Genomic DNA, 17,983 nt, shown 5'->3' on the forward strand with positions numbered 1-17,983 from the left:
TGCCTCGCGGCACGTAATCCCTGAAAATGCGGGATCGCTAAAGGGAAGGGCATGCGCCCCGGGGAACGCCGTGATACGACTCGTCTTGTTGTTGCTGGGGGCGGATTTCATCCGCCGCAATTGGCATGCATTGGCTGTGGCCGGCCTGGCCTGGGGTGCCATCGGCGTATCGCTGATGATCGATGCCCTGGACGGCGTGCTCAATTTTCCGCTGACCCTGTTCGGCTACTTGCTGTTGCTGGAGAGCCTGGTCACGCTGTGGGTGGCCAACAGCGGCATGGGGGCGCAGAAGACCCTGCGCTACGTCAAGGGGACCCTGTTCCTGCTCATTGCCATCCTGGTCATCACCCAGCACCAGGCCAGCAACATGGCGCTGGCCATGCTGTTCGGCATCGCCTTCACCATCGGCGGCTCGCTGCAGATCACCTCGGCACTGGTGGTCCGTTTCCCGCGCTGGCGCACCGCCATGCTGGGGGGACTGGTGCAGATCGTGCTGGCGATCTTCTTTTTCCAGCCCTATCCCACCCACTACAAGGGGACCGTACCCTATTGTCTGGCGCTGGGCCTGATCTTCGGCGGCTGGAACATGATCTGGCTGGCGCTGCGCAGCCGCATGCTGCCGCAGCAGGCCTCGGCCGATGTGCTGGTGGAGCGCAACAGCGGCGACGACCGACCCTTCGACGCCGGGCTGCATGACGGTGCGGCCGACCTGCAGTCGCGCCTGCGTCCGTCTAGCGTGCCAGCGCCCCAGGCCGGGCCGCTGGCCCCCCTGACCGTACACGTCTGGACGCCGACCGGCAGCGCCAAGGGACCGGCGCGGCGACAGCCGGTGATCGACCGCTACATCGCCGCCGTCGACCTCAATGGGGTCATCTCCACCGGCCATGCGGCGCTGGAGATTCAGCCCGATCTCTACATCAGCCTCTATCCGGCCGAGGAAATCGACCGCTCGCCAGACCAGTTTGCGCGCCTGTTGCGGGCCACCGCCGAGAACGACGTCAAGGGACGCTACCTGACCGACTACGCCAGCGAAGCAGCGGCCTGGTGCGAATCGACCGAGAAGATCGTCTTCCGCGACTATCGCCGGGCTTCGCTGGATCGCTTCTGGCAGCACTATCGCCGCACCGAAATCTACAACCTGACCCACCGCAATTGCTCCAGCACCGTGGCCAATGCCCTGGAGGCGGCGCTGGAAGGCGTCATGGGTGGTCGCGACCGTCACTGGTTCAATGCGGTGCGGATGATGTTCACCCCCGAAATCTGGGTCGCCAGCCAGATCCGCAAACGCGCCTTGACCATGGCCTGGACCCCCGGCATGGTGCTGGACTATGCCCGCGCCCTGCGCGCCGTGGTGCACCCGCGCCCGCTGTCCTGGGCGGCCTCGCTGCAGCTGGCGTTGCGCCAGAGCCGCCGCCTGCGCCAGGGCTGGCGCGCACGGCGCCGCTATGCCGAGCGCGAAAACCCGGGTTCCGGGCAATCATGAGCGCACTCGTCCCCGTGCAGGAGCACTGGATCGATGCCGCCGACGGGACCCGGCTGTTCTGCCGCGACTGGCTGGTACCGGGCGCCACGGCGGCCGTGCAGATGGTGCATGGGCTGGGCGAACATGGCGGGCGCTATGCGGCGCTGGCGCAGTTGTTCAACGAGGCGGGCATGTCGGTGCGCATCTGCGACCATCGCGGTCACGGGAATTCCGGCGGCCGCCAGGGCAGCCTGATCCAGGCGGACGACCTGCTGCGCGACCTCAAGCAAAGCTTCGATGATTTCAGCCGCCGCACCCAGTGCACGCCGCTGCTGTTCGGTCACAGCATGGGCGGTCTGGTGGCAGCGCGCTTCGCTACCGGTGGCTATAGCCCGGTGCGCGCGCTGGCGCTGTCGTCCCCGGCGCTGGCATTGGACCTGAGCGGCTGGCAAAGGCTGCTGCTGAAGGTCTCTTCGGCCATCGCCCCTGGCCTGGCGCTGCCCACGGCCCTGCCGGCCAGCCGCATTTCGCACGATCCGCACCAGGTCCTGGCCTACCGCCGGGACCCGCTCAACCACGGCAAGATCGCCCCGCGCATGCTCAATTTCATGCTCGATGCGATGCACCAGGTGGCCCGCGATGCGGCCCAGTTCACCCGGCCGGTGCTGTTGCAGGTGGCCGGAGACGACGCTTTCGTCGCTCCGCGTGGCAGTCGTGCCTTCTTCGATGCCTTGCCGGGGCCGCAGAAGACCCTGCACTGGTATGGCGCCGCCTATCATGAGATTTTCAACGAGGAAGTCGGGCTGCGTGAGCAGGTCATGCACGATTTGCGTGCCTGGCTGGCGCAGTTGCCAGCCGCCGACTGAAGAGTGCCGGGGGCGCGCTGCCTGAAACGAGCATCGGCAGGCTGCCCGAGGGTGGGAAAATTAACCTGGAATTACGTCTGTAAAGCGTCGCAGCCAGCCCGATGAGGCAAGGGTGCGACGCTTTTTTGCGTTCAGGGCTGACCGCTGGGAACGTTGCTGAACTGACAGCGGCTATCGAACCCGACGAAGCCCGGCGCGCAGGCGCAGCCTTGCACGGCCAGCAGCAGGGAGGAGGCGGCTAGGAGGGAGGCGAGACGCTTCATGCTTCACTTTCGTTCCGTTGGCAAAGCTTGCGAGTGTAATGGGCTGCGAGCACTTTGCAAGTGAGGCGGCGCTGCCGCGTCGGCTGCCGGAAAGTGCCGGGGCAGCCATTTATCGACGGCGGGAAGATATCAACAATGATGATAATGGTGCAAAGCCATGCCCAAAAATGGACCTGGATGCACGGAGGAGGGGCAAAAAGAAAAAGCGGCTTGTCAGCGTTGCAACGCGACAATCACCGCTTTTCAGGACTGCTGCTTTCGTGTCTGCCAATACCGCAAGGGGCTGGCGACAACCCGGCCAGGAGGGCTGCTTACTTGACCGAAATCAGGTAGCGCGCGACCATGGCGCCGATGAGCAGGGTGTACGGGAGGATGTCGGCGACGATGTTCATGGTGAGCTCCGTGAGGAAAAATTGATCTGTTGCATTGCAATATATTCGCTTCACCGCGACGCTTCCACTTTTGAATCCCAATACCAGTTATCTCTTTCGTGAATAACTTGGTGTTTTTGCGCAACCTGAGGGGTGGTTTCTGGTGTTTATCCTTATAAATCAATGACTTAACAAATTTGATGGCCTCTCGTGGAAAAAGCCCCTGGCGCACGGTGTGTCTTCCGTACGACAGGGGCTTTGATGAAAGAGGCATGCGCAGGCGTTGGCCTCGCGCCGCTTTGACGGCTTGTTACTTCACCAGCTGGATATTCAGTCCGCGCAATTCGGTCGTGATCTGTACCTTGTACGCACCGCCTTGCGCCACCTGGACTGTCAGGCGGTCCTGCGGATTGGGGCCGGCCGAGGTCAGCGTATGGACCCGCTTGATGCTGAAGTCGTAGCTGCCCGGCTTGAGCCAGATCGACAGATGTTCGCCCCCGGTGATCTGCGCCAGGACCACGTCGTTGATCGACAGCTCCAGCATTTCGTTGTTGAGCATGCCGGCCACGCGGGTGAATTCGATCTGCGACAGGCCGGCAGCCTGTTCGGTCATGCTCTTGATATAGACGCGCGAGGCCGGGATGTCGCCGGTGGCGGTACGTTGCACCGGGGTTGCGCAGGCCGCCAGGGCCAGGGCGACGGTCAGGCTTGCTGCAAGGGCTTTGATCATGTTCCTCATCCTTATTGTGTGTCGTGAATGGCGTGGACTTCAGGCGCGCCGGGCAGACGATAGCATGGCGGCCTGTGGGTCCAGTTGCAGCAGATGGCGTTCGATGGCGAAGACATGGTCGTCATCGACCTCCAGCTCGCGCAGCGCCTGGGCCAGCTTGAGCAGGTATTCGCTGTTGCGGCCGCTCGGTCCGACTGCATGCGCGATCTGGCGTGCGATGTCGGATTCGCTGGCCGGGCCGGCGAAGGCTTGGTTGTCTTCGGCGGCAATGTAGATCAGCCCTTCGGTCTGCTGCCCGTCGTCGAAGAACATCGGCGTGGCCAGCCGCAGGTAACCGTTTTTTTCGCGGTGATCCAGGTGGGCGAAGACTTCCGGCGTGATCAGGTAGGCCATGCCGGCGCAGACAGCGTCCTCCTGCGCGATGAGCGTGACCACGCGTCCCGGCGCATCGGGCGTGCCGCGGTGATCGTGCGAGCCTTGCCAGAAGCGGCGCGCCCAGCCCCTGATGTGGGCCGGCCGACGTTCCAGATAGGGAAAGTCGGCCTTGAAGATGATGGAGCCATAACCGAACAGCCAGACACTGGCGTGGTCATCGAAATGGCTCATCTGACGGTTGAGGGCGATGGTATTGACGGACATGGGACTGGCTGCAGCGCCGCGCCAAGCGGCCGAAGCCTGCCATTATAGAGGCGAATGCGGGCGAAATCTTTCCGTGCCGACTGGTCGCGCTGTCGGCATTTGCGCATAAAATGGCGCCTATTGGCAGCGGGCGGGGGCTCGCGCCGCGTTGACCCTGGCCCGGGCCCCGCACGGGCTGGCTGCCAGGGCGCATCTGAATCTTCAGGGGAATATCATGCGTGTCGTCGTCATGCTGCTGACGCTGGTCGTCGGTGTAGTGCTGGCCGGTTGCGAAAAGACCGATTTCGAAAAGAAGTCCGAATCCGATGCCAATGCGCGCCGGATCTTCAATTTGAAGAAGGAGTCTTCCAAGCAGTAAGAGTGCAGCAAGACGCGGGGCTGGCCACGCCCGTTCGGCGCGCACCAATGAAAACAGCAGGCGGCAGGCCTGCTGTTTTCATTTCTACAATCGGTACGGTTCTGCAGGTCAGTGGTGAGCCGCTGCGACCTCGGGCACGCGCAGCGCCTCGACGCATTCGCGCACCAGCGCCGGTCCCTGGTAGATCAGGCCGGTGTAGAGCTGGACCAGCGACGCGCCGGCCTCAATCTTGGCGCGCGCATCGGCGCCACTGAAGATGCCACCCACCCCGATGATGGGCAGGGCATCGCCCACTTCGGCCTTGAGGCCGCGGATCACCTGGTTCGACAGTTCCAGCACCGGCTTGCCCGACAGGCCGCCGGCCTCTTCGCCATGCGGCATGCCCTGCACGGCGTCGCGGGTGATGGTGGTGTTGGTGGCGATGACGCCATCGATCTGGTGACGCAGCAACGCGTCGGCGACATTCTTGACCTGTTCCATGCCCATGTCCGGCGCGATCTTGAGCGCCACCGGCACGTAGCGGCGGTGGCGATCGGCCAGGCGACGCTGGGCCGATTTCAGCTGCGACAGCAGGGAATCCAGTTCCGAGGCGCCCTGCAACTGGCGCAGGTTCTTGGTATTGGGCGACGAGATGTTGACGGTCACGTAGCTGGCATAGGGATAGACCTTTTCCAGGCAATGCACGTAATCTTCGGCCGCACGCTCGATGGGGGTGTCGGCATTCTTGCCGATGTTCAGGCCCAGCACACCCTGGCGTTCCTGGAAGAAGCGCGAGGATTGCACATTGGCCACGAAGGCATCCACACCGCCATTGTTGAAGCCCATGCGGTTGATCACCGCGTTGGCGGCCGGCAGGCGGAACATGCGCGGCAGCGGATTGCCCGGCTGCGCACGCGGTGTGACCGTGCCCACTTCGATGAAGCCGAAGCCCAGTGCCGCCAGGCCGTCGATGTAGGCGCCGTCCTTGTCCAGCCCGGCCGCCATGCCCACCGGATTGGGGAACTGGATGCCCATCACGGTGCGCGGATCGGCCGCCGGACGGCGGGTGATGAAGTCGGTCAGGCTGTAATGCGCGGCGCAGCGCAGCGCCGGCAGCACCAGGTGGTGCGCGGTTTCGGGTTCCAGGGAAAAGAGCAGCGGACGCGCGAGCGCGTAGAGGAATTTGTCGGACACGATGGAAGAGGGCGGATGGCGATGAAAAAGTGCCGCTATTCTAACGCGCCGGCCCATCAATTCCTCGAATCAGGCGCTTTTCCAGCCCGATTTTGCCGCCACAAGCGCGGGTTTGCGGGCTTTGCGCCACATTGAGATCAGCCTTCCAGTGGCTGCCATTGACCATCCTGCAGCGCTTCGAGCGGCTGGTAGTTGGTCTTGTAGGCCATCTTCGGGCTTTCCTTGATCCAGTAACCCAAGTAGACGTAGGGCATGTCCAGCTGGCGTGCCTGTTCGATCTGCCACAGGATGTTATAGGTACCAAAGGAGGCGGAGGGCATGTCCGGATCGAAGAAGGTGTACACCGATGACAGCCCGTCACTGAGCACATCGATGATGCTGACCATGCGCAAGGTGCCATCGGCTTCGCGGAATTCGACCAGGCGGGTGTTCACTTTGCTCTGCAGCAGGAATTGCGCGTACTGGTCCCGACTGTCCTGGTCCATGCCGCCGCCGGCGTGACGGGCACACTGGTAGCGCAGGTAGAGTTCGTAATGCTCGTGGGCGTAGGTCAGGTTGGTGACCAGGGTCTGCAGGCCGCGATTGCGCTCCCAGGCGCGACGCTGGCTGCGGTTGCGCTGGAAATCGGCGACCCGGATGCGTACCGGCGTGCAGGCCGTGCAGCCGTCGCAGTAAGGGCGATAGGTAAAGATGCCGCTGCGGCGGAAACCCGTCTTCACCAGTTCGGAATAGACATCCGCATTGATCAGGTGGGAGGGGGTGGCCACTTGCGAGCGGGCCTGCTGGTCATCGAGATAACTGCATGGATAGGGCGCGGTTGCATAGAACTGCAACGTGGAGAACGGCAAGTCTTTGAGATGCGTCATGTGCGTCCTGTCCTGTCTTGCGGGAAGCGGCGGCGCAGTGGCGACAACCGGCCGGTCCCTGGAGTCAGGTTCCAATTTACACCATTTTGCCGGCTACAGTGAACAGCCGCGACCGGCTCAATCGCGTCGCGTCGCGGGGATGCCGCTTTCCAGCAGGTCCAGAGGCGCCCAGCCGCGAATCTGCGGCCACTGGATGGCCGCCCGCAGATGGCGCAGGAAGTCGCTGCGGGCGATCGGACGTGCGCCCAGGGAGGCCAGATGTGACGTTTCCTGTTGGCAGTCGATCATGTCCACGCCGTGGCTGCGCAAGAAGAACACCAGATGCGCCAACGCCACCTTGGAGGCATCGCTGACCCGGGCAAACATCGATTCGCCATAGAACATGCGGCCAATCGATACGCCATAGGCCCCGCCGACCAGTTCGCCATTGAGCCAGACCTCGGAGGAGTGGGCGTAGCCGGCGCGGTGCAAGCCGGTGTAACCCTGCATGATCTCAGGGGAAATCCAGGTTCCCTGCTCATGTCGTCGCGGTCCTGCACAACCCTGCATCACTTGTTCGAAGGCCGTGTCGAAGCTGACCTGCCATAGCCCGTCACCGTGACGGCTGCGTTCGATGCGGCGCAGGGTCTTCTTCAGGCTGTCGGAGACGACGAAGCGATCTGTATATAAGACCATGCGTGGATCGGTACTCCACCAGAGGATGGGCTGACCTTCCGAGAACCAGGGGAAGATGCCGTGGCGATACGCCTCCAGCAGCCGTTGCGGCGACAGGTCGGCGCCCGCTGCCAGCAGGCCCGGCGGATCGGCCAGGGCGCGCGAGACATCGGGGAAGGGGGTATCGGGATCCAGCCAGGCGATCATCCGCTTGCTCCTGCGGATCAGATCATGCGGCGGCGGATGTCTTCGGTGTGCAGCGTGAAGCTGCCTTCACCGCTGCGCAGCTTCTTGAGATCGGCAAAGAAGGCGCGCAGGGTGAATTCCACCGTCGGGAAGGCGATGTCCTGCCAGGGAATCTGCTCTTCTGTATAGAGATCGACTTCCAGGCTCTCGATACCGGCCTGGTAATCCAGGTCCAGCAGGGTGGCGCGATAGAACAAGTGCACTTGGTGCACATGTGGCACGTTCACCAGCGAGAACAGTTCATGCAGCTGGATGCGGGCGCCGGCTTCCTCTTCGGTCTCGCGGCGGGCGGCGTCTTCGGTGGTTTCATCGTTTTCCATGAAACCCGCCGGCAGCGTCCAGTAACCCAGGCGTGGCTCGATGGCGCGCTTGCACAGCAGCACCTTGACCTCACCGTCCTGTTCCCAGACCGGGATCGAGCCGACGACCATCTTGGGATTCTGATAATGGATCGCCCCGCAATTGCCGCAGACATAGCGCAGGCGCGTGTCATCGGGAGGAATCTGCTGGGATACTGTCTGACCGCATTCGGAACAGAATTTCATAGAGGCTCGGTTCTGGTGTCTGTATATATAGGTATGTATAGCGCCGGCAGCGGCATCCCGTGGCATCGGCAGCGCCCCGGGCGGTCTGCTGGAACTGCTGCGGGAGGAGTGCCAATGCGGTTAGGAGTGTATCACTGTAAAAAGATTGCAGAAAATGTTTGCATTCCGATTTTACCTGCCCTATAATTGTTTTCTTCAGACGCGGGGTGGAGCAGTCTGGCAGCTCGTCGGGCTCATAACCCGAAGGTCGTAGGTTCAAATCCTGCCCCCGCAACCAAATGCAAGTAAGGCGAAAGCCTTGCTGACAAAGGCCCTAAGCGTTACAGCGCTCAGGGCCTTTTTGCTTTGCGTGACTTCCGCAAAGCGGCCTGCGTGACTTCTGCGTGACCTTTTCAGCCGTTGACCACGCGCAAGATGGTCATTCTCTTCCGCGTGAGCTCGACCTTGTTGGCCTGTTCCACCAGGTGCTCAACCGTGCCGGCCGCGTAGTGCTGCGGCATGCTCTTGATCGAGTGGCCCAGCAGCAGCGCCCGATCCTCTTCCGATACCCCAGCATTGCGCAGCCTGGTGGCGTACGTATGCCGAAGGTCGTGCACGCGGACCTGCGACAGCTTGGCCCGCTCGCGTGCCTGCTTCCAGCCGTTGTTACCCATTTCCTGGATACGCTCGCCACGGTAGGGGAAGACGAAAGTGCTGTGCTTCCCCCGCTGTCCGTCCACCACCGCCTGCGCCGTGTCGTTCAAGATGACCACGTGGTGCCGGCCGCTCTTGTACTCGCCGGCCGGAATCACGAACACGCTGCGGCCCAGCTCCGGGAACCGCTGCTCCCAGTCCCATCGCAGCCCGCAGGTGTTCTCGTCCCGGGTCCCGGTGTTCACGGCAAACAGCGCCATGCGTTCCAGGTGCGGCGGCAGCTCATTGAACAGCATGGCCTGCTCTTCCCAGGTGATCGGGTATGCCCGGCGCGGGTTCTTGTGCTCCAGCATCTCGATCAGCGGCGCCGACACCAGCCACGGCGTGCCGTCTTCGTTCCGCCAGACCCTAGCTGCCCGGATCAGGATGGCGCGCACTACCTCCAGCGTCTTGTTGACCGTGGCCGGGGTGACCCCCTTTGCGCCCCCTTCCGGTGTCATCCGGTCAGCCTTGAACTTGTCGAAACTGCCGCTGTGGATGGTCTCGATCAACTTCTTGCCGATGTATGGCAGGATCTTGGTCAGATGGGCATTGGCATAGTCATACTGCTTGTCGCCCTCTTTTTCCTTTTCGTCTAGGTAACGGTCAGCCGCATCGAGGAAATAATGCTGCGGGCGTTGCGCTTGCTGTCGGTCAATTGCTGCTTGCTCGGCGCGGAGCCAGGCTTCGGCGTCCTCCTGACTGACCGTTCCGAGGCGGGCAAAGATGCGCTGCCCTTTGTACTGCTTGTCAACTTTTCTTTCCCCGCCGGCATCGACGGAGATTCCTTTTGTCCTTGTTCGCATGTTTCTCTCTTCAGTTTGCGACTCGGACGCCCGTTGCGGGCCTTATATTCATCGGCCCAGGCATCCAAGTCAAGGCGGTCAAATCCGATCCCACGGCCGCCAATGGGGATTTCAGTCAGGCCCGGGCGCACCTCGGCATCGAAGCGGTTTCGGTCCATGCCCAGGTAATCGGGCGCGTCGCGGTGCCGGATGAAGCGCGGCGGGATGTTCATGGTTTCCACTCCACCAACGGATGGGAGCCGGGAACGTACAAGGGATGGCGCGGCGCTCCACTGCGTTCGGTGATACCCAGGCACATCAATCGTGCGCCGAGCGCACCGAAGATCTCGCGCACCTTGGCCACGCGATCCGGCCTGGCGTTAGTGCCCCAAGCGCAGACCACCAGGTCATGCTCGATCGCCGCACGCTGCAGGTGCCAGTCGTTCTCCGGGCCAACAGGATCCGAGTGCAGCCAGAGCTGGCGGGGATCGGTGGCGCGCAGGGCGTAGAGGTTGGCTACCACGATGCCGCTGCAGCCCCAGGACTTGGCAAAGCTGCGGCAGCGCCGGATAGTCGGATCGTCCTCGGCCGCATCGGCGGTGCTGGGGTTCAGCATGATGAAGAGGGTCGGACCGCGCGTGGCCAGCGCATCGCCCTCGTCGCGTTCCAGCCGGTAGCGGTAGCGGCCGCATTCACTGATGATGGCGCTCATCTCTCGATCCTCCTGAATTCCACTACCCAGACCCATGGGCTGGCGTACCAGCTCTCTTTACCGTTGATGCTCTGCCAGAGCCGGCCGAAGTTCTCCTCCGGCCAGAAGTGCGGCTGAATGATGTTGGTACCGTCTGGCAGCTTGCCGGTGAAGCCGTCGCGCAGCAGGAAGCAAATACCTTCGGCGGCCGCATCCGCTCGGGTGATGTCCCGCAGACGCTCGACCCGCACGTCGGTCAGTTCGAGCTGAATGCGGCTTGCCCACCGGGGCATGAACATGCTTGGGCGCACCTTGCCGAAGCCTGGATCGGCGCCGACGGTCTCGTCAGCGAGGAAGCGGATTGCTTCGCTATCCGAGATGGAACGGGGCGGAAGGGGATCGCAGCTGGATGGTGCCCTCCACGATTCACGGACCCAGAGCTGGTGGCCGAGCATGCCGTAGGGGCAAGCGCGCAGCAGCTCGAAGTGCCGAATGTCATGCCACCGCATCGCGCTGTCCCGGAAATGCCAGTCGTAGCCTGGTGTGTCGGAACGACCGAATTCCGTGATCTGGCCGAAACCGCGCAGGCGGGAGATATCGCGCCTGGTATGCGTCTTTTCATCAGCCAGCACAGCGCGCACGAGGTGGCCCTTGAAGGGGATGGGAAGCTCCTTCATTCGTCCTCCAGACTCTTCCGCGCGATCTCCGCATCCGCCACCAGTTGGCGGTTCACCACGGTGCCCAGCAGCCGGTCATAGTTCCACTCGCAGTCACGGAACACGCGGCCGTCCTCGAAATCGACCAGGTGAGCGGCCACGTCGGCCGCAATGTCCTTGTCCTCGTTGGTGTGGATGGTGAAGCGCTGCAGAGCGTTCTTGACGCGGTATGCACCCTCCGACCAGTCGCCGCGTGTGTCGCGCATGGCGATGGCCAGGTCCAGGCGCTGGTCCTTCGTGCGCAGGTGCTCCAGCACATCCTCCCAGGTGCTCTCCAGCGGCAACTCGTAGCGCAGCAGGATGGCCGCCAGCGCCATATCTGCCTTGCGCTTGGCCAGCGCTTCTTCCTGCTCTCGCTGCGCTCTTCCTGCCTCGATCTCGGCTTCCCGTGCCGCCTTGTCGGCATAGTCCTGATATTCCTTCTTCAGGCGCTCGTAGGTCGAGGTGGCGTAGGTAAAGCCGTCGTCGGTCTTGCACTCGCGGCGCAGGTCTTGCAGGTAGCCAGCGTCATGGCGGATGGTCTTCGGGTAGCGGGACCGTGACTTCGTATCGCGCTCGGTGTACGACGCGGGCATACCGATTTCTTCCATGAGGACGCGCACGCGCTTGGCTACCTCCAGGTTGGCGGCAATGGCCGGCTCGTTTGCCTCATGGGTGGCGACATCCTTGGCCCGGGCAGTCTCCAGTTGGGTCATGGCGTAGCTGGCGATCCTGGCCGTCGTCGGCTTGCTGTAGGAAGACAGCGAGGAGGCGTAGCTGGATGGATGGGACATGCATTTGCCCACGGCGCCGCAGGGCTGGACGGGCAGGATCTTGATGGAGTCGGTCATGGATTTCCTTTCTCGGCCAGTGCGGCACGGCCTACATCGGTCAAGCGGCATTCACCCTTGCGGAACTCGACTGCTCCCTTTTCGCTGAGGCGGTGTGCCACCAGAGCATCGATGGTCCCGCGCAGGCGCTGGAATTCGTTCCCGACCTTGCGCAATTCCGCGATCTCATCCTCGGTGAGGACCGGTGGCCTGTTCAGCGCATCGATGGCCTGCTCGAAGCCCTCCTTGGGCTCGCCGTCCACATGCCAGGTGGAAGTGACCTCTTTGGTCTTGCGGTCGTAGCGGTCAAAGCGGGAAAGGCGCGGCTGCTCGATACATGTGTAGGTGTAGCCGAAGAACTTGGCGCCGCCGTTGTGGTGGGAGGTTTCGCGCATGTGCCAGGTCTTGGCGTGCTCGATGGTCAGCATGGCTTGTCCTTCGCGGCCAGGGCAGTTTTTACCTTATGTGCGGCGGTGCGAAGGTCGGCAGCGAAAGCGGCATCCCAGCCAGCGCCATGCTGAAGGACTGCGCGGACCATACGATGGATCACGAACGCCTGTTCCGCCTCTGCCTTGCAAGGGATGTCGTGGCCAGCCTCACGAAAGACCGCAGCAAAGGGTGCGCAACGGAAGTTCGGCATGCCCAGGACATAGGACAGGTCCGGCGTCAGCGCATCCGGGAAGGCTGTGGCCGCTGGCGAGGGCTGCGTGACAGGTAGCGGGGAGTGCTTCGGCTTGGCCGCCTGCTTTGCACGGATCTGGTCCACCTTAGTCCAGATGCGGGCAAGCTCGGTTTCGCCGGCCGCATGCATGTCCATTTTCGCCGCCAGGCACAGGGCGGCCAGCGTTACCATCACGCCGCCAACTTCCTGTACCGGCTCGCCGACAGGGCGGCCATAGACGTAGTCCACCAACTGGTGCGCCTCGCTCTGCGTCATGCCGGTCGATTGCACCAGTTCTGTCGATTCCTCGAAGAAGCGGTGATTGCGCTCTTGCAGGTCATTGCTGATAGCCTCGCCAAAGCAGGCCATCATCCAGGGCCGTACGCGCTGCTGGAACTGAGCTGGTTCTGCTGGTAGCGCGAGGTGGGAGGCGTCCTTTGCATTCAGTTGAACAGCAGCGCGTGCATGCACATCCGCGTAGGCCTGGATGGCTTCCCAAGCCTCTTCGCGGTCATCAGGAAGATATCCATCCAGCATCTCCGCGAGCGCGATGGTAGGCTCATGCGCAGGCAACTGCATGTCCTCAAGTGCCGCAGCTTCTGCACGGCATTCGGCGGACATGCGCGCAGCTTTTTCTTTCACGCTTTCTTGCGCCAGCGCCTGCCCTTGCGGCTCCAGTAGATCACCATCGCCATCTTCCACCTGGCCAGACTCGATCAGGGCGGACATGGCAGGGCTCAAAGGCTTCCTGGTATCTATTGCTGGCAGCAAGCCGCGCAGCGCACCCTCGGCGCGCTCCATGCGCTGGTGCGCGATCGAGCCGGCGACGTGGTCCTGCTTCTCGGCCAGGATCTCCTTCAGGGCGGCTTGGATCGGGTCGGTGTTCATGCTGTCCTCGCAATCTGTTGTTCATGGGTGAAGTTGGCCATCAACAGTGCGCGGGCCAGCGGTGGGCAGACGCTGTTCCCGATCATGCGCACTTGGGCCGTCTTGGTCAGCGGCTTGCCATTGACGATCGGATTAAGCACATAGTCATCCGTGAAACCTTGAGCCCTGGCGAGCTCGCGCGGTGTGAGCATGCGCATGCCGATGTCAACGATCTGGTATTCCTCGCCCTGCACGGTGACCAGGCCGAAGCGCTCCTTCGTCGGGATGGTATGCAGAGGCTCCTTGCACTCCTGTAACTGGCCACCATCGCTGTAGTACTTGATCAGGAAGGCACGAACTTCGCCCACGTGGCCGCCGCCGGCGGTGAGCGTCGGCGCCGGCTCATCGACCGCTTGGCCGAATTGGTTATTGCGCAGCTTCACCAGGTGCGAGGTGACAACTGCACTATCGGCCTTGGCGGTGATGGTCTGGAGGGGCTCACTGACATCACGCGGCCGAGATTGCCCGGCTCGCCCACCGCAGCCAACAATCTGCGCAGTGACAACGGAATGATGATCTGAAGTGGTCACGGTACCGAACGGAACATCGACCCGAGTGCCGACCACACCGCCATAGTGCTTGGCGAGCATTGCCGATACCAGAGCATGCTTTCCACCACCGGCCACGACCGTACCGAGAGGCTTATCCAAGCCAGGTGCGCGAGGCGCCTGCCCTGGCCGCTCTCCATAGCCGGTTTGCACGAGGGTCGCAGAGACCAGCGCCTGATTGCCGCCGCTGGCCGTCACTGTTCCCAGGGGCTTCTCGATGTCGTGCGCACCGGCGCCCCAGCGTTTCACGCCAGTCGGTGATTCTTCGCCATGCGCAGCATCAACCAGCGTGGCGGACACGACGGCGAAGTGGCCACCTTTGACCTCGGCGCATTGGGTGCGTAGTGGCTCGTTCGCAGGCATGTTGCGCTGGGTGCTGGCGTTTGCATGCTCGGTGATGAACGGCGCAAGTGACGCGGTTACCAGGGCCTGCTCGCCACGGTTCGCGCCGGTCACGGTCGCCAGCGGCTCGGTCACTTGGCCATTCCTGTCTGCGCCCTGGTGGGTGGTATGCATCAAGGACGGCACGACCAGATATTTGTCGTTTGAGCTCGTGGTTGTCCGCAGCGGTTCGTCCATTGGCCAGACGTTGGGCCCTCTGCCAGTCGTGGTGCTATGGGCGGTCGAAACGATGAATGGGTCTGCGCTGTTCACCACGAACTTCATCACGCCCTTGGCGATTCGGCGCAAGGTAGCTTCCTTCAGAGGCTTGCTGCGCTCAAAGATGGACGGGCAGGGAATCGACCAGTCGATGCACTCAGCGGCGGTGCGATAAGGCAGCAGCTTGCCGGCCTTGACTGCAGGCGACTTTGGGTCGCCGTGGGTCGCCTCCGGCCAGACGATGGGCAGACCATCGCGGCGCGCAAAGATGAACAGACGCTTGCGGATGGTGGGCGTCCCGTAGTCGCAGGCGCGCAGGATGCGCCATTCGACCTTGTAGCCCAGGCCGGCATACAGACGATCCATGGGGAAGTCGGCGCCAAGGGCCTCGAAGATTTCCGGGACGTCCGGATGGTGGCGGTCCAGGCCGGTAGTCAGTGCATCGACGAAGGCGCGGAAGGTGCGGCCCTTCTCTGCCTTGATCGGGCTTCCTTCCTCGTCCAGTGGCCCCCAGTCCTGGAACTCTTCGACGTTCTCGATTGCAATGGCGCGGGGCATCTGGAACGTTCCCCACTTCAGGCACACCCATGCCAGGCCGCGAATCTTCTTCTCACGAGGCTTTCCGCCCTTGGCCTTGCTATGGTGCTTGCAGTCCGGCGAGAACCATGCAAGCCCGATGGGCTGCTGTTGAGTGACAAAGCCCGGGTGCACGGTGAAGACGTCTTCGCGATAGTGACGCGTCTTGGGGTGGTTTGCCTGGTGCATGGCCAATGCTTCCCCATCGTGGTTGATCGCCACGTCCACCGGGCGGCCGAAAGCATCTTCCATTCCCTCGCTGGCACCGCCGCCGCCTGCGAAGTTATCGACCAGCAGCTCATGAGTGAAGCCGAGAGGCAGGGTGAAAGTGTCGCGCTTCATGCTAGGATTTCTCCAAAAAATACGGGGGTAATATGGAAAAGCGGTTCTTGAATTGGCTCGGCTTCGGGATGCTGTTCTTGGCAATCATTGCCGTTGGAGGGGCTTTGATCCGAGATGCAGCGAATATCGTCGACAGCCACCAGAAAGGCGGCGATCTCGCAACATGGATTGGCGCAGTAGGTACAGTAGGTACGTTGATCGGAACGATCTTTCTGGCAAACCGAGAAACCTACCTTCGTCAACGCCAAGAAATCCAGATCGCGCAGCTGAAGCTCACAGGACTTCACGACGCAATTGCAACGTTTCACGCCGAAATTTTTTACTTCCGTCAATTGTTGAGTGCAGCGACCACTGACGAGACGGCCGAGCATATGCGAAAGGACCAATACGACAGTTTTAAAGCTCTTTCGCTCTGGACAGTCGAAGAGTTGATGCCTTTGACAAGTCTTCAAAATGATCTGGCCTTGCGACTGGCAAGAACGCTGGGAGCAAGAATTCAGATATTGGATTATTTCCAGACCGCAAGTCGCCTCTATAGCATTCGAAATTTCCCGCCACTTTGGAAAGAGTTTTTGGAAAAGCTCGAGCAGACGGAGGATGATCTGCAGATTGCCAAGCGAGCAGCCGCCAAGCTGATCGCTACCACTCCTGGTGAACCCTAGCCTCACGCAGCCTCCCGCAGCGCCTCGATCACGCCATTGGCGATCCAGTACGAGGTGAAGGTGGGCGGCAGATTGTGGGGCAGCTGCTTGAGCGTGCCGAAGACCAGCGCGGTCTCGATATGGCCTTCCTCGGCCAGGGCGTGCAGCCAGTTGATGGCATCCGAGCGACCCTGCAGGTCCAGCACATCGAAGCGATCCAGCATGAGGAAGCGCAGGCCGGTCACCTGGGCCACGGCCTGGGCGATCATGGCGTCGGTGCGCCACTGCTCCGACTCGGAGAGCAGGGCGTACGCCCGCTGGCCGGCCGTGATCGCCATTTCCTTGTCGATGTAGACCGAGGCCCAGCCGCTGAACGCGGCCGAAGCGGTGAGCGCAGAGTTGATCGGCTTCAGCGCCTCTTCCAGCAGCTCGCCGGGGATGCCGTCCGGTGCGCAGGCGTCGGCCACGGCCAGCCACGCCTTGACCTCTTCGTGCACCTTGGTGGCCTGCTCGGTCATGGCATCGGCTGCATCCAGCGCGCGCTGGGCAGCGGCCCGCTGCTCGATCTCTTCGACCATCTTGGCCAGACTGGCGCGCAGGGTGGACACACGCTGCTCCAGCTCGGTGATGCCAGCCGCGTGGTCGGTCTCGAAATCGGTCTGCGCTTCCAGCTCGGCCAGGCGCTGGTCGGCGCCGGTGGCGGCATCGAAATCGCGTTTCAGGTTCTTCACGCGGTTCTGCAGCACCTCCAGGCCGCGTTCGTATTCGGGCAGGGAGTTCTGGGCTTCGGTGTCGGCCTCGCCGGCCGGCTTGATTTCGCCGTGGGCATGCTCGTAGGCGTCCAGAGCCACGTTCGCAACTTGGTAGGGGACGTCGTCTTCGCCCGTGGACGGCACTGGAAATACCTCGCGCAGGCCGTGCAGGGCATAGGCCAGGTCATGCACCAGGCCCAGCGGCCGACCGCCGACAGCACGCTGGCGCATGGCCACGACCTCCGGCTCGTACTTGGCCAACTCCTCCTCGGCGCGCTTCAGGTTACCGCTGATGTCCGGTGCCTTCTTGGACAGTTCCTGCAGCTCAGTGCGGCGCTGCTTGGCCTGCTGCTGCGCCTGGTGCTTCGCCCGGGCCTCGCCGATCTGGCCATTGATGCCGTCGATCTCCTGGCGCACCTTGGCCACATCCTCGGCGGTGTGCTCCACGACCGGTACCGTCGGCTTCTCAGCCGCCCAGCCATCGCTGGCCACCCCGCCCCAGTGCGCGCCGGTGATCTGCTGCCAGGCGCCTTTCTTCTTCCGCACCTCTTCGGCGGCGAAGTCCTTGCCCGCCGGGAAGCCGGTGCGCAGGACCGGCATCACCATTTCAACCAGCTTGGGATCGAGGTTGCGGGCCAGTAGGCGCGCCTTCTTCTGCTCGCCGCTCAGTTCCTTGCCGGCGACGGCCAGCAGGAAGCTGCGGCGCTCGTCATCCTTCATGGCGGCGAAGCGCTGGCCATTCAGGGCCACGCCGATGGCCGCACCCGTCGGCAGACCGTCCGAGACCTGGGACGCGCCCTTGGGCAGGTTGAACGCATAGCTCCGGCCGTCATCCAGGCCGACCAGCACGCCGCCGGCCTTCGAGCCGGCATGCACCAACGCCGGGTATTCCTTCTTCAGCTTGGCGCGCACGACCTCTCCGCTGATGGCCATGCGCACAGCTTCCTGGATCGAAGATTTCCCGGATCCGTTGCGGCCGGCGATCAGGGCGATAGGCGTGGTCAGCTTGATATCGACGGTGCGTACGCCCAGCACATTGTCGACCTGCAGGTTGATGATTTTCATCGCGATGTGTCCTTGTTCTTGTCGG

20 protein-coding genes and 1 tRNA gene are annotated in these 17,983 nt (G+C 62.8%); 6 read left to right on the forward strand and 15 right to left on the reverse strand.

The genetic code is table 11. The features are described 5' to 3' along the window. Positions 1–70 precede the first annotated feature (70 nt). The gene (locus ACEOAC_RS08520) at positions 71–1,483 is read left to right on the forward strand and encodes an HdeD family acid-resistance protein (RefSeq protein ID WP_413628791.1); all 1,413 of its coding nucleotides are present in this window, start codon (positions 71–73) and stop codon (positions 1,481–1,483) included. Further along, a complete protein-coding gene (locus ACEOAC_RS08525) occupies positions 1,480–2,328 on the forward strand; it encodes an alpha/beta hydrolase (RefSeq protein ID WP_077236387.1) in 849 nt (282 codons plus the stop codon). Before ACEOAC_RS08520 ends, ACEOAC_RS08525 begins: the two co-directional genes overlap by 4 nt. Positions 2,329–2,459: 131 nt before the next feature. Here the strand turns inward: ACEOAC_RS08525 and ACEOAC_RS08530 are convergent, their stop codons facing one another. Further along, positions 2,460–2,591 carry a hypothetical protein gene (locus ACEOAC_RS08530; RefSeq protein ID WP_006464152.1) on the reverse strand — a complete coding sequence of 44 codons (132 nt, stop codon included), beginning with the start codon at positions 2,589–2,591 and terminating at the stop codon, positions 2,460–2,462. Between the two features lie 38 nt (positions 2,592–2,629). On the opposite strand from ACEOAC_RS08530, the gene ACEOAC_RS08535 reads away from it, so the two are divergent. Next, positions 2,630–3,085 carry a hypothetical protein gene (locus tag ACEOAC_RS08535; RefSeq protein WP_413443651.1) on the forward strand — a complete coding sequence of 152 codons (456 nt, stop codon included), beginning with the start codon at positions 2,630–2,632 and terminating at the stop codon, positions 3,083–3,085. Positions 3,086–3,272: 187 nt separating this feature from the next. On the opposite strand, the gene ACEOAC_RS08540 is transcribed toward ACEOAC_RS08535, so the two are convergent. Then, positions 3,273–3,692 (reverse strand): NAD-GH domain containing protein, encoded by a 420-nt coding sequence (locus ACEOAC_RS08540; protein ID WP_241812730.1) that lies wholly within the window; start codon positions 3,690–3,692, stop codon positions 3,273–3,275. 39 nt (positions 3,693–3,731) lie between these two features. Next, on the reverse strand, positions 3,732–4,331 hold the full coding sequence (locus ACEOAC_RS08545) for a gamma-glutamylcyclotransferase (protein ID WP_241812729.1): 600 nt from the start codon (positions 4,329–4,331) through the stop codon (positions 3,732–3,734). A gap of 214 nt (positions 4,332–4,545) precedes the next feature. Between ACEOAC_RS08545 and ACEOAC_RS08550 the strand changes: the two genes are divergently transcribed. After that, on the forward strand, positions 4,546–4,689 hold the full coding sequence (locus ACEOAC_RS08550; RefSeq protein WP_006464155.1) for a hypothetical protein: 144 nt from the start codon (positions 4,546–4,548) through the stop codon (positions 4,687–4,689). 108 nt (positions 4,690–4,797) lie between these two features. Here the strand turns inward: ACEOAC_RS08550 and ACEOAC_RS08555 are convergent, their stop codons facing one another. From ACEOAC_RS08555 to ACEOAC_RS08570, 4 genes are all read right to left on the reverse strand, one after another. Next, a complete protein-coding gene (locus ACEOAC_RS08555) occupies positions 4,798–5,862 on the reverse strand; it encodes a quinone-dependent dihydroorotate dehydrogenase (RefSeq protein WP_413443650.1) in 1,065 nt (354 codons plus the stop codon). Between the two features lie 137 nt (positions 5,863–5,999). Then, positions 6,000–6,728, reverse strand: a complete 729-nt coding sequence (locus ACEOAC_RS08560) for an arginyltransferase (RefSeq protein ID WP_077236392.1) — start codon at positions 6,726–6,728, stop codon at positions 6,000–6,002. 117 nt (positions 6,729–6,845) lie between these two features. Next, positions 6,846–7,589 (reverse strand): leucyl/phenylalanyl-tRNA--protein transferase, encoded by a 744-nt coding sequence (gene aat / locus ACEOAC_RS08565; RefSeq protein ID WP_077236393.1) that lies wholly within the window; start codon positions 7,587–7,589, stop codon positions 6,846–6,848. 17 nt (positions 7,590–7,606) lie between these two features. After that, positions 7,607–8,173 carry an NUDIX hydrolase gene (locus ACEOAC_RS08570; protein WP_102663628.1) on the reverse strand — a complete coding sequence of 189 codons (567 nt, stop codon included), beginning with the start codon at positions 8,171–8,173 and terminating at the stop codon, positions 7,607–7,609. 200 nt (positions 8,174–8,373) lie between these two features. Here ACEOAC_RS08570 and ACEOAC_RS08575 point away from each other — a divergent pair. Then, positions 8,374–8,450 (forward strand) — tRNA-Met (locus tag ACEOAC_RS08575). Between the two features lie 115 nt (positions 8,451–8,565). Here the strand turns inward: ACEOAC_RS08575 and ACEOAC_RS08580 are convergent. The 7 genes from ACEOAC_RS08580 to ACEOAC_RS08610 form a co-directional block, all read right to left on the reverse strand. Beyond that, the gene (locus tag ACEOAC_RS08580; RefSeq protein ID WP_413443649.1) at positions 8,566–9,651 is read right to left on the reverse strand and encodes a tyrosine-type recombinase/integrase; all 1,086 of its coding nucleotides are present in this window, start codon (positions 9,649–9,651) and stop codon (positions 8,566–8,568) included. Between the two features lie 208 nt (positions 9,652–9,859). Next, positions 9,860–10,342, reverse strand: coding sequence for a DUF1643 domain-containing protein (locus tag ACEOAC_RS08585; protein WP_413443648.1), 483 nt, complete (start codon positions 10,340–10,342; stop codon positions 9,860–9,862). After that, positions 10,339–10,998: a hypothetical protein gene (locus ACEOAC_RS08590; protein WP_413443647.1), complete on the reverse strand. Its 660-nt coding sequence runs from the start codon at positions 10,996–10,998 to the stop codon at positions 10,339–10,341. Before ACEOAC_RS08590 ends, ACEOAC_RS08585 begins: the two co-directional genes overlap by 4 nt. Further along, a complete protein-coding gene (locus ACEOAC_RS08595; protein ID WP_413443646.1) occupies positions 10,995–11,867 on the reverse strand; it encodes a hypothetical protein in 873 nt (290 codons plus the stop codon). The genes ACEOAC_RS08590 and ACEOAC_RS08595 overlap by 4 nt, the downstream gene beginning before the upstream one ends. Then, positions 11,864–12,274: a hypothetical protein gene (locus tag ACEOAC_RS08600; RefSeq protein WP_413443645.1), complete on the reverse strand. Its 411-nt coding sequence runs from the start codon at positions 12,272–12,274 to the stop codon at positions 11,864–11,866. Before ACEOAC_RS08600 ends, ACEOAC_RS08595 begins: the two co-directional genes overlap by 4 nt. Beyond that, positions 12,268–13,395, reverse strand: coding sequence for a hypothetical protein (locus tag ACEOAC_RS08605; protein WP_413443644.1), 1,128 nt, complete (start codon positions 13,393–13,395; stop codon positions 12,268–12,270). Before ACEOAC_RS08605 ends, ACEOAC_RS08600 begins: the two co-directional genes overlap by 7 nt. Then, positions 13,392–15,500, reverse strand: coding sequence for a DNA cytosine methyltransferase (locus tag ACEOAC_RS08610; RefSeq protein ID WP_413443643.1), 2,109 nt, complete (start codon positions 15,498–15,500; stop codon positions 13,392–13,394). Before ACEOAC_RS08610 ends, ACEOAC_RS08605 begins: the two co-directional genes overlap by 4 nt. A 32-nt stretch (positions 15,501–15,532) precedes the next feature. On the opposite strand from ACEOAC_RS08610, the gene ACEOAC_RS08615 reads away from it, so the two are divergent. Then, complete coding sequence (locus ACEOAC_RS08615; protein WP_413443642.1) at positions 15,533–16,162, forward strand: hypothetical protein; 630 nt, start codon at positions 15,533–15,535, stop codon at positions 16,160–16,162. Positions 16,163–16,164: 2 nt separating this feature from the next. Here the strand turns inward: ACEOAC_RS08615 and ACEOAC_RS08620 are convergent, their stop codons facing one another. Then, positions 16,165–17,958: an AAA family ATPase gene (locus tag ACEOAC_RS08620; RefSeq protein WP_413443641.1), complete on the reverse strand. Its 1,794-nt coding sequence runs from the start codon at positions 17,956–17,958 to the stop codon at positions 16,165–16,167. Positions 17,959–17,983 lie beyond the last annotated feature (25 nt).

Source organism: Herbaspirillum frisingense, from assembly GCF_047325095.1.
Taxonomy (GTDB): domain Bacteria; phylum Pseudomonadota; class Gammaproteobacteria; order Burkholderiales; family Burkholderiaceae_D; genus Herbaspirillum; species Herbaspirillum frisingense.

Bases quoted from the DNA above. Each gene is read 5' to 3' on its own strand.
- ACEOAC_RS08550 (WP_006464155.1), top strand. From the start codon at position 4,546: ATGCGTGTCGTCGTCATGCTGCTGACGCTGGTCGTCGGTGTAGTGCTG.
- ACEOAC_RS08600 (WP_413443645.1), bottom strand. From the start codon at position 12,274: ATGCTGACCATCGAGCACGCCAAGACCTGGCACATGCGCGAAACCTCC.
- ACEOAC_RS08610 (WP_413443643.1), bottom strand. From the start codon at position 15,500: ATGAAGCGCGACACTTTCACCCTGCCTCTCGGCTTCACTCATGAGCTG.
- ACEOAC_RS08525 (WP_077236387.1), top strand. From the start codon at position 1,480: ATGAGCGCACTCGTCCCCGTGCAGGAGCACTGGATCGATGCCGCCGAC.
- ACEOAC_RS08570 (WP_102663628.1), bottom strand. From the start codon at position 8,173: ATGAAATTCTGTTCCGAATGCGGTCAGACAGTATCCCAGCAGATTCCT.
- ACEOAC_RS08595 (WP_413443646.1), bottom strand. From the start codon at position 11,867: ATGACCGACTCCATCAAGATCCTGCCCGTCCAGCCCTGCGGCGCCGTG.
- ACEOAC_RS08605 (WP_413443644.1), bottom strand. From the start codon at position 13,395: ATGAACACCGACCCGATCCAAGCCGCCCTGAAGGAGATCCTGGCCGAG.
- ACEOAC_RS08540 (WP_241812730.1), bottom strand. From the start codon at position 3,692: ATGATCAAAGCCCTTGCAGCAAGCCTGACCGTCGCCCTGGCCCTGGCG.
- ACEOAC_RS08560 (WP_077236392.1), bottom strand. From the start codon at position 6,728: ATGACGCATCTCAAAGACTTGCCGTTCTCCACGTTGCAGTTCTATGCA.
- ACEOAC_RS08535 (WP_413443651.1), top strand. From the start codon at position 2,630: ATGGGCTGCGAGCACTTTGCAAGTGAGGCGGCGCTGCCGCGTCGGCTG.
- ACEOAC_RS08615 (WP_413443642.1), top strand. From the start codon at position 15,533: ATGGAAAAGCGGTTCTTGAATTGGCTCGGCTTCGGGATGCTGTTCTTG.
- ACEOAC_RS08590 (WP_413443647.1), bottom strand. From the start codon at position 10,998: ATGAAGGAGCTTCCCATCCCCTTCAAGGGCCACCTCGTGCGCGCTGTG.
- ACEOAC_RS08580 (WP_413443649.1), bottom strand. From the start codon at position 9,651: ATGCGAACAAGGACAAAAGGAATCTCCGTCGATGCCGGCGGGGAAAGA.
- ACEOAC_RS08620 (WP_413443641.1), bottom strand. From the start codon at position 17,958: ATGAAAATCATCAACCTGCAGGTCGACAATGTGCTGGGCGTACGCACC.
- ACEOAC_RS08530 (WP_006464152.1), bottom strand. From the start codon at position 2,591: ATGAAGCGTCTCGCCTCCCTCCTAGCCGCCTCCTCCCTGCTGCTGGCC.
- aat (WP_077236393.1), bottom strand. From the start codon at position 7,589: ATGATCGCCTGGCTGGATCCCGATACCCCCTTCCCCGATGTCTCGCGC.
- ACEOAC_RS08545 (WP_241812729.1), bottom strand. From the start codon at position 4,331: ATGTCCGTCAATACCATCGCCCTCAACCGTCAGATGAGCCATTTCGAT.
- ACEOAC_RS08585 (WP_413443648.1), bottom strand. From the start codon at position 10,342: ATGAGCGCCATCATCAGTGAATGCGGCCGCTACCGCTACCGGCTGGAA.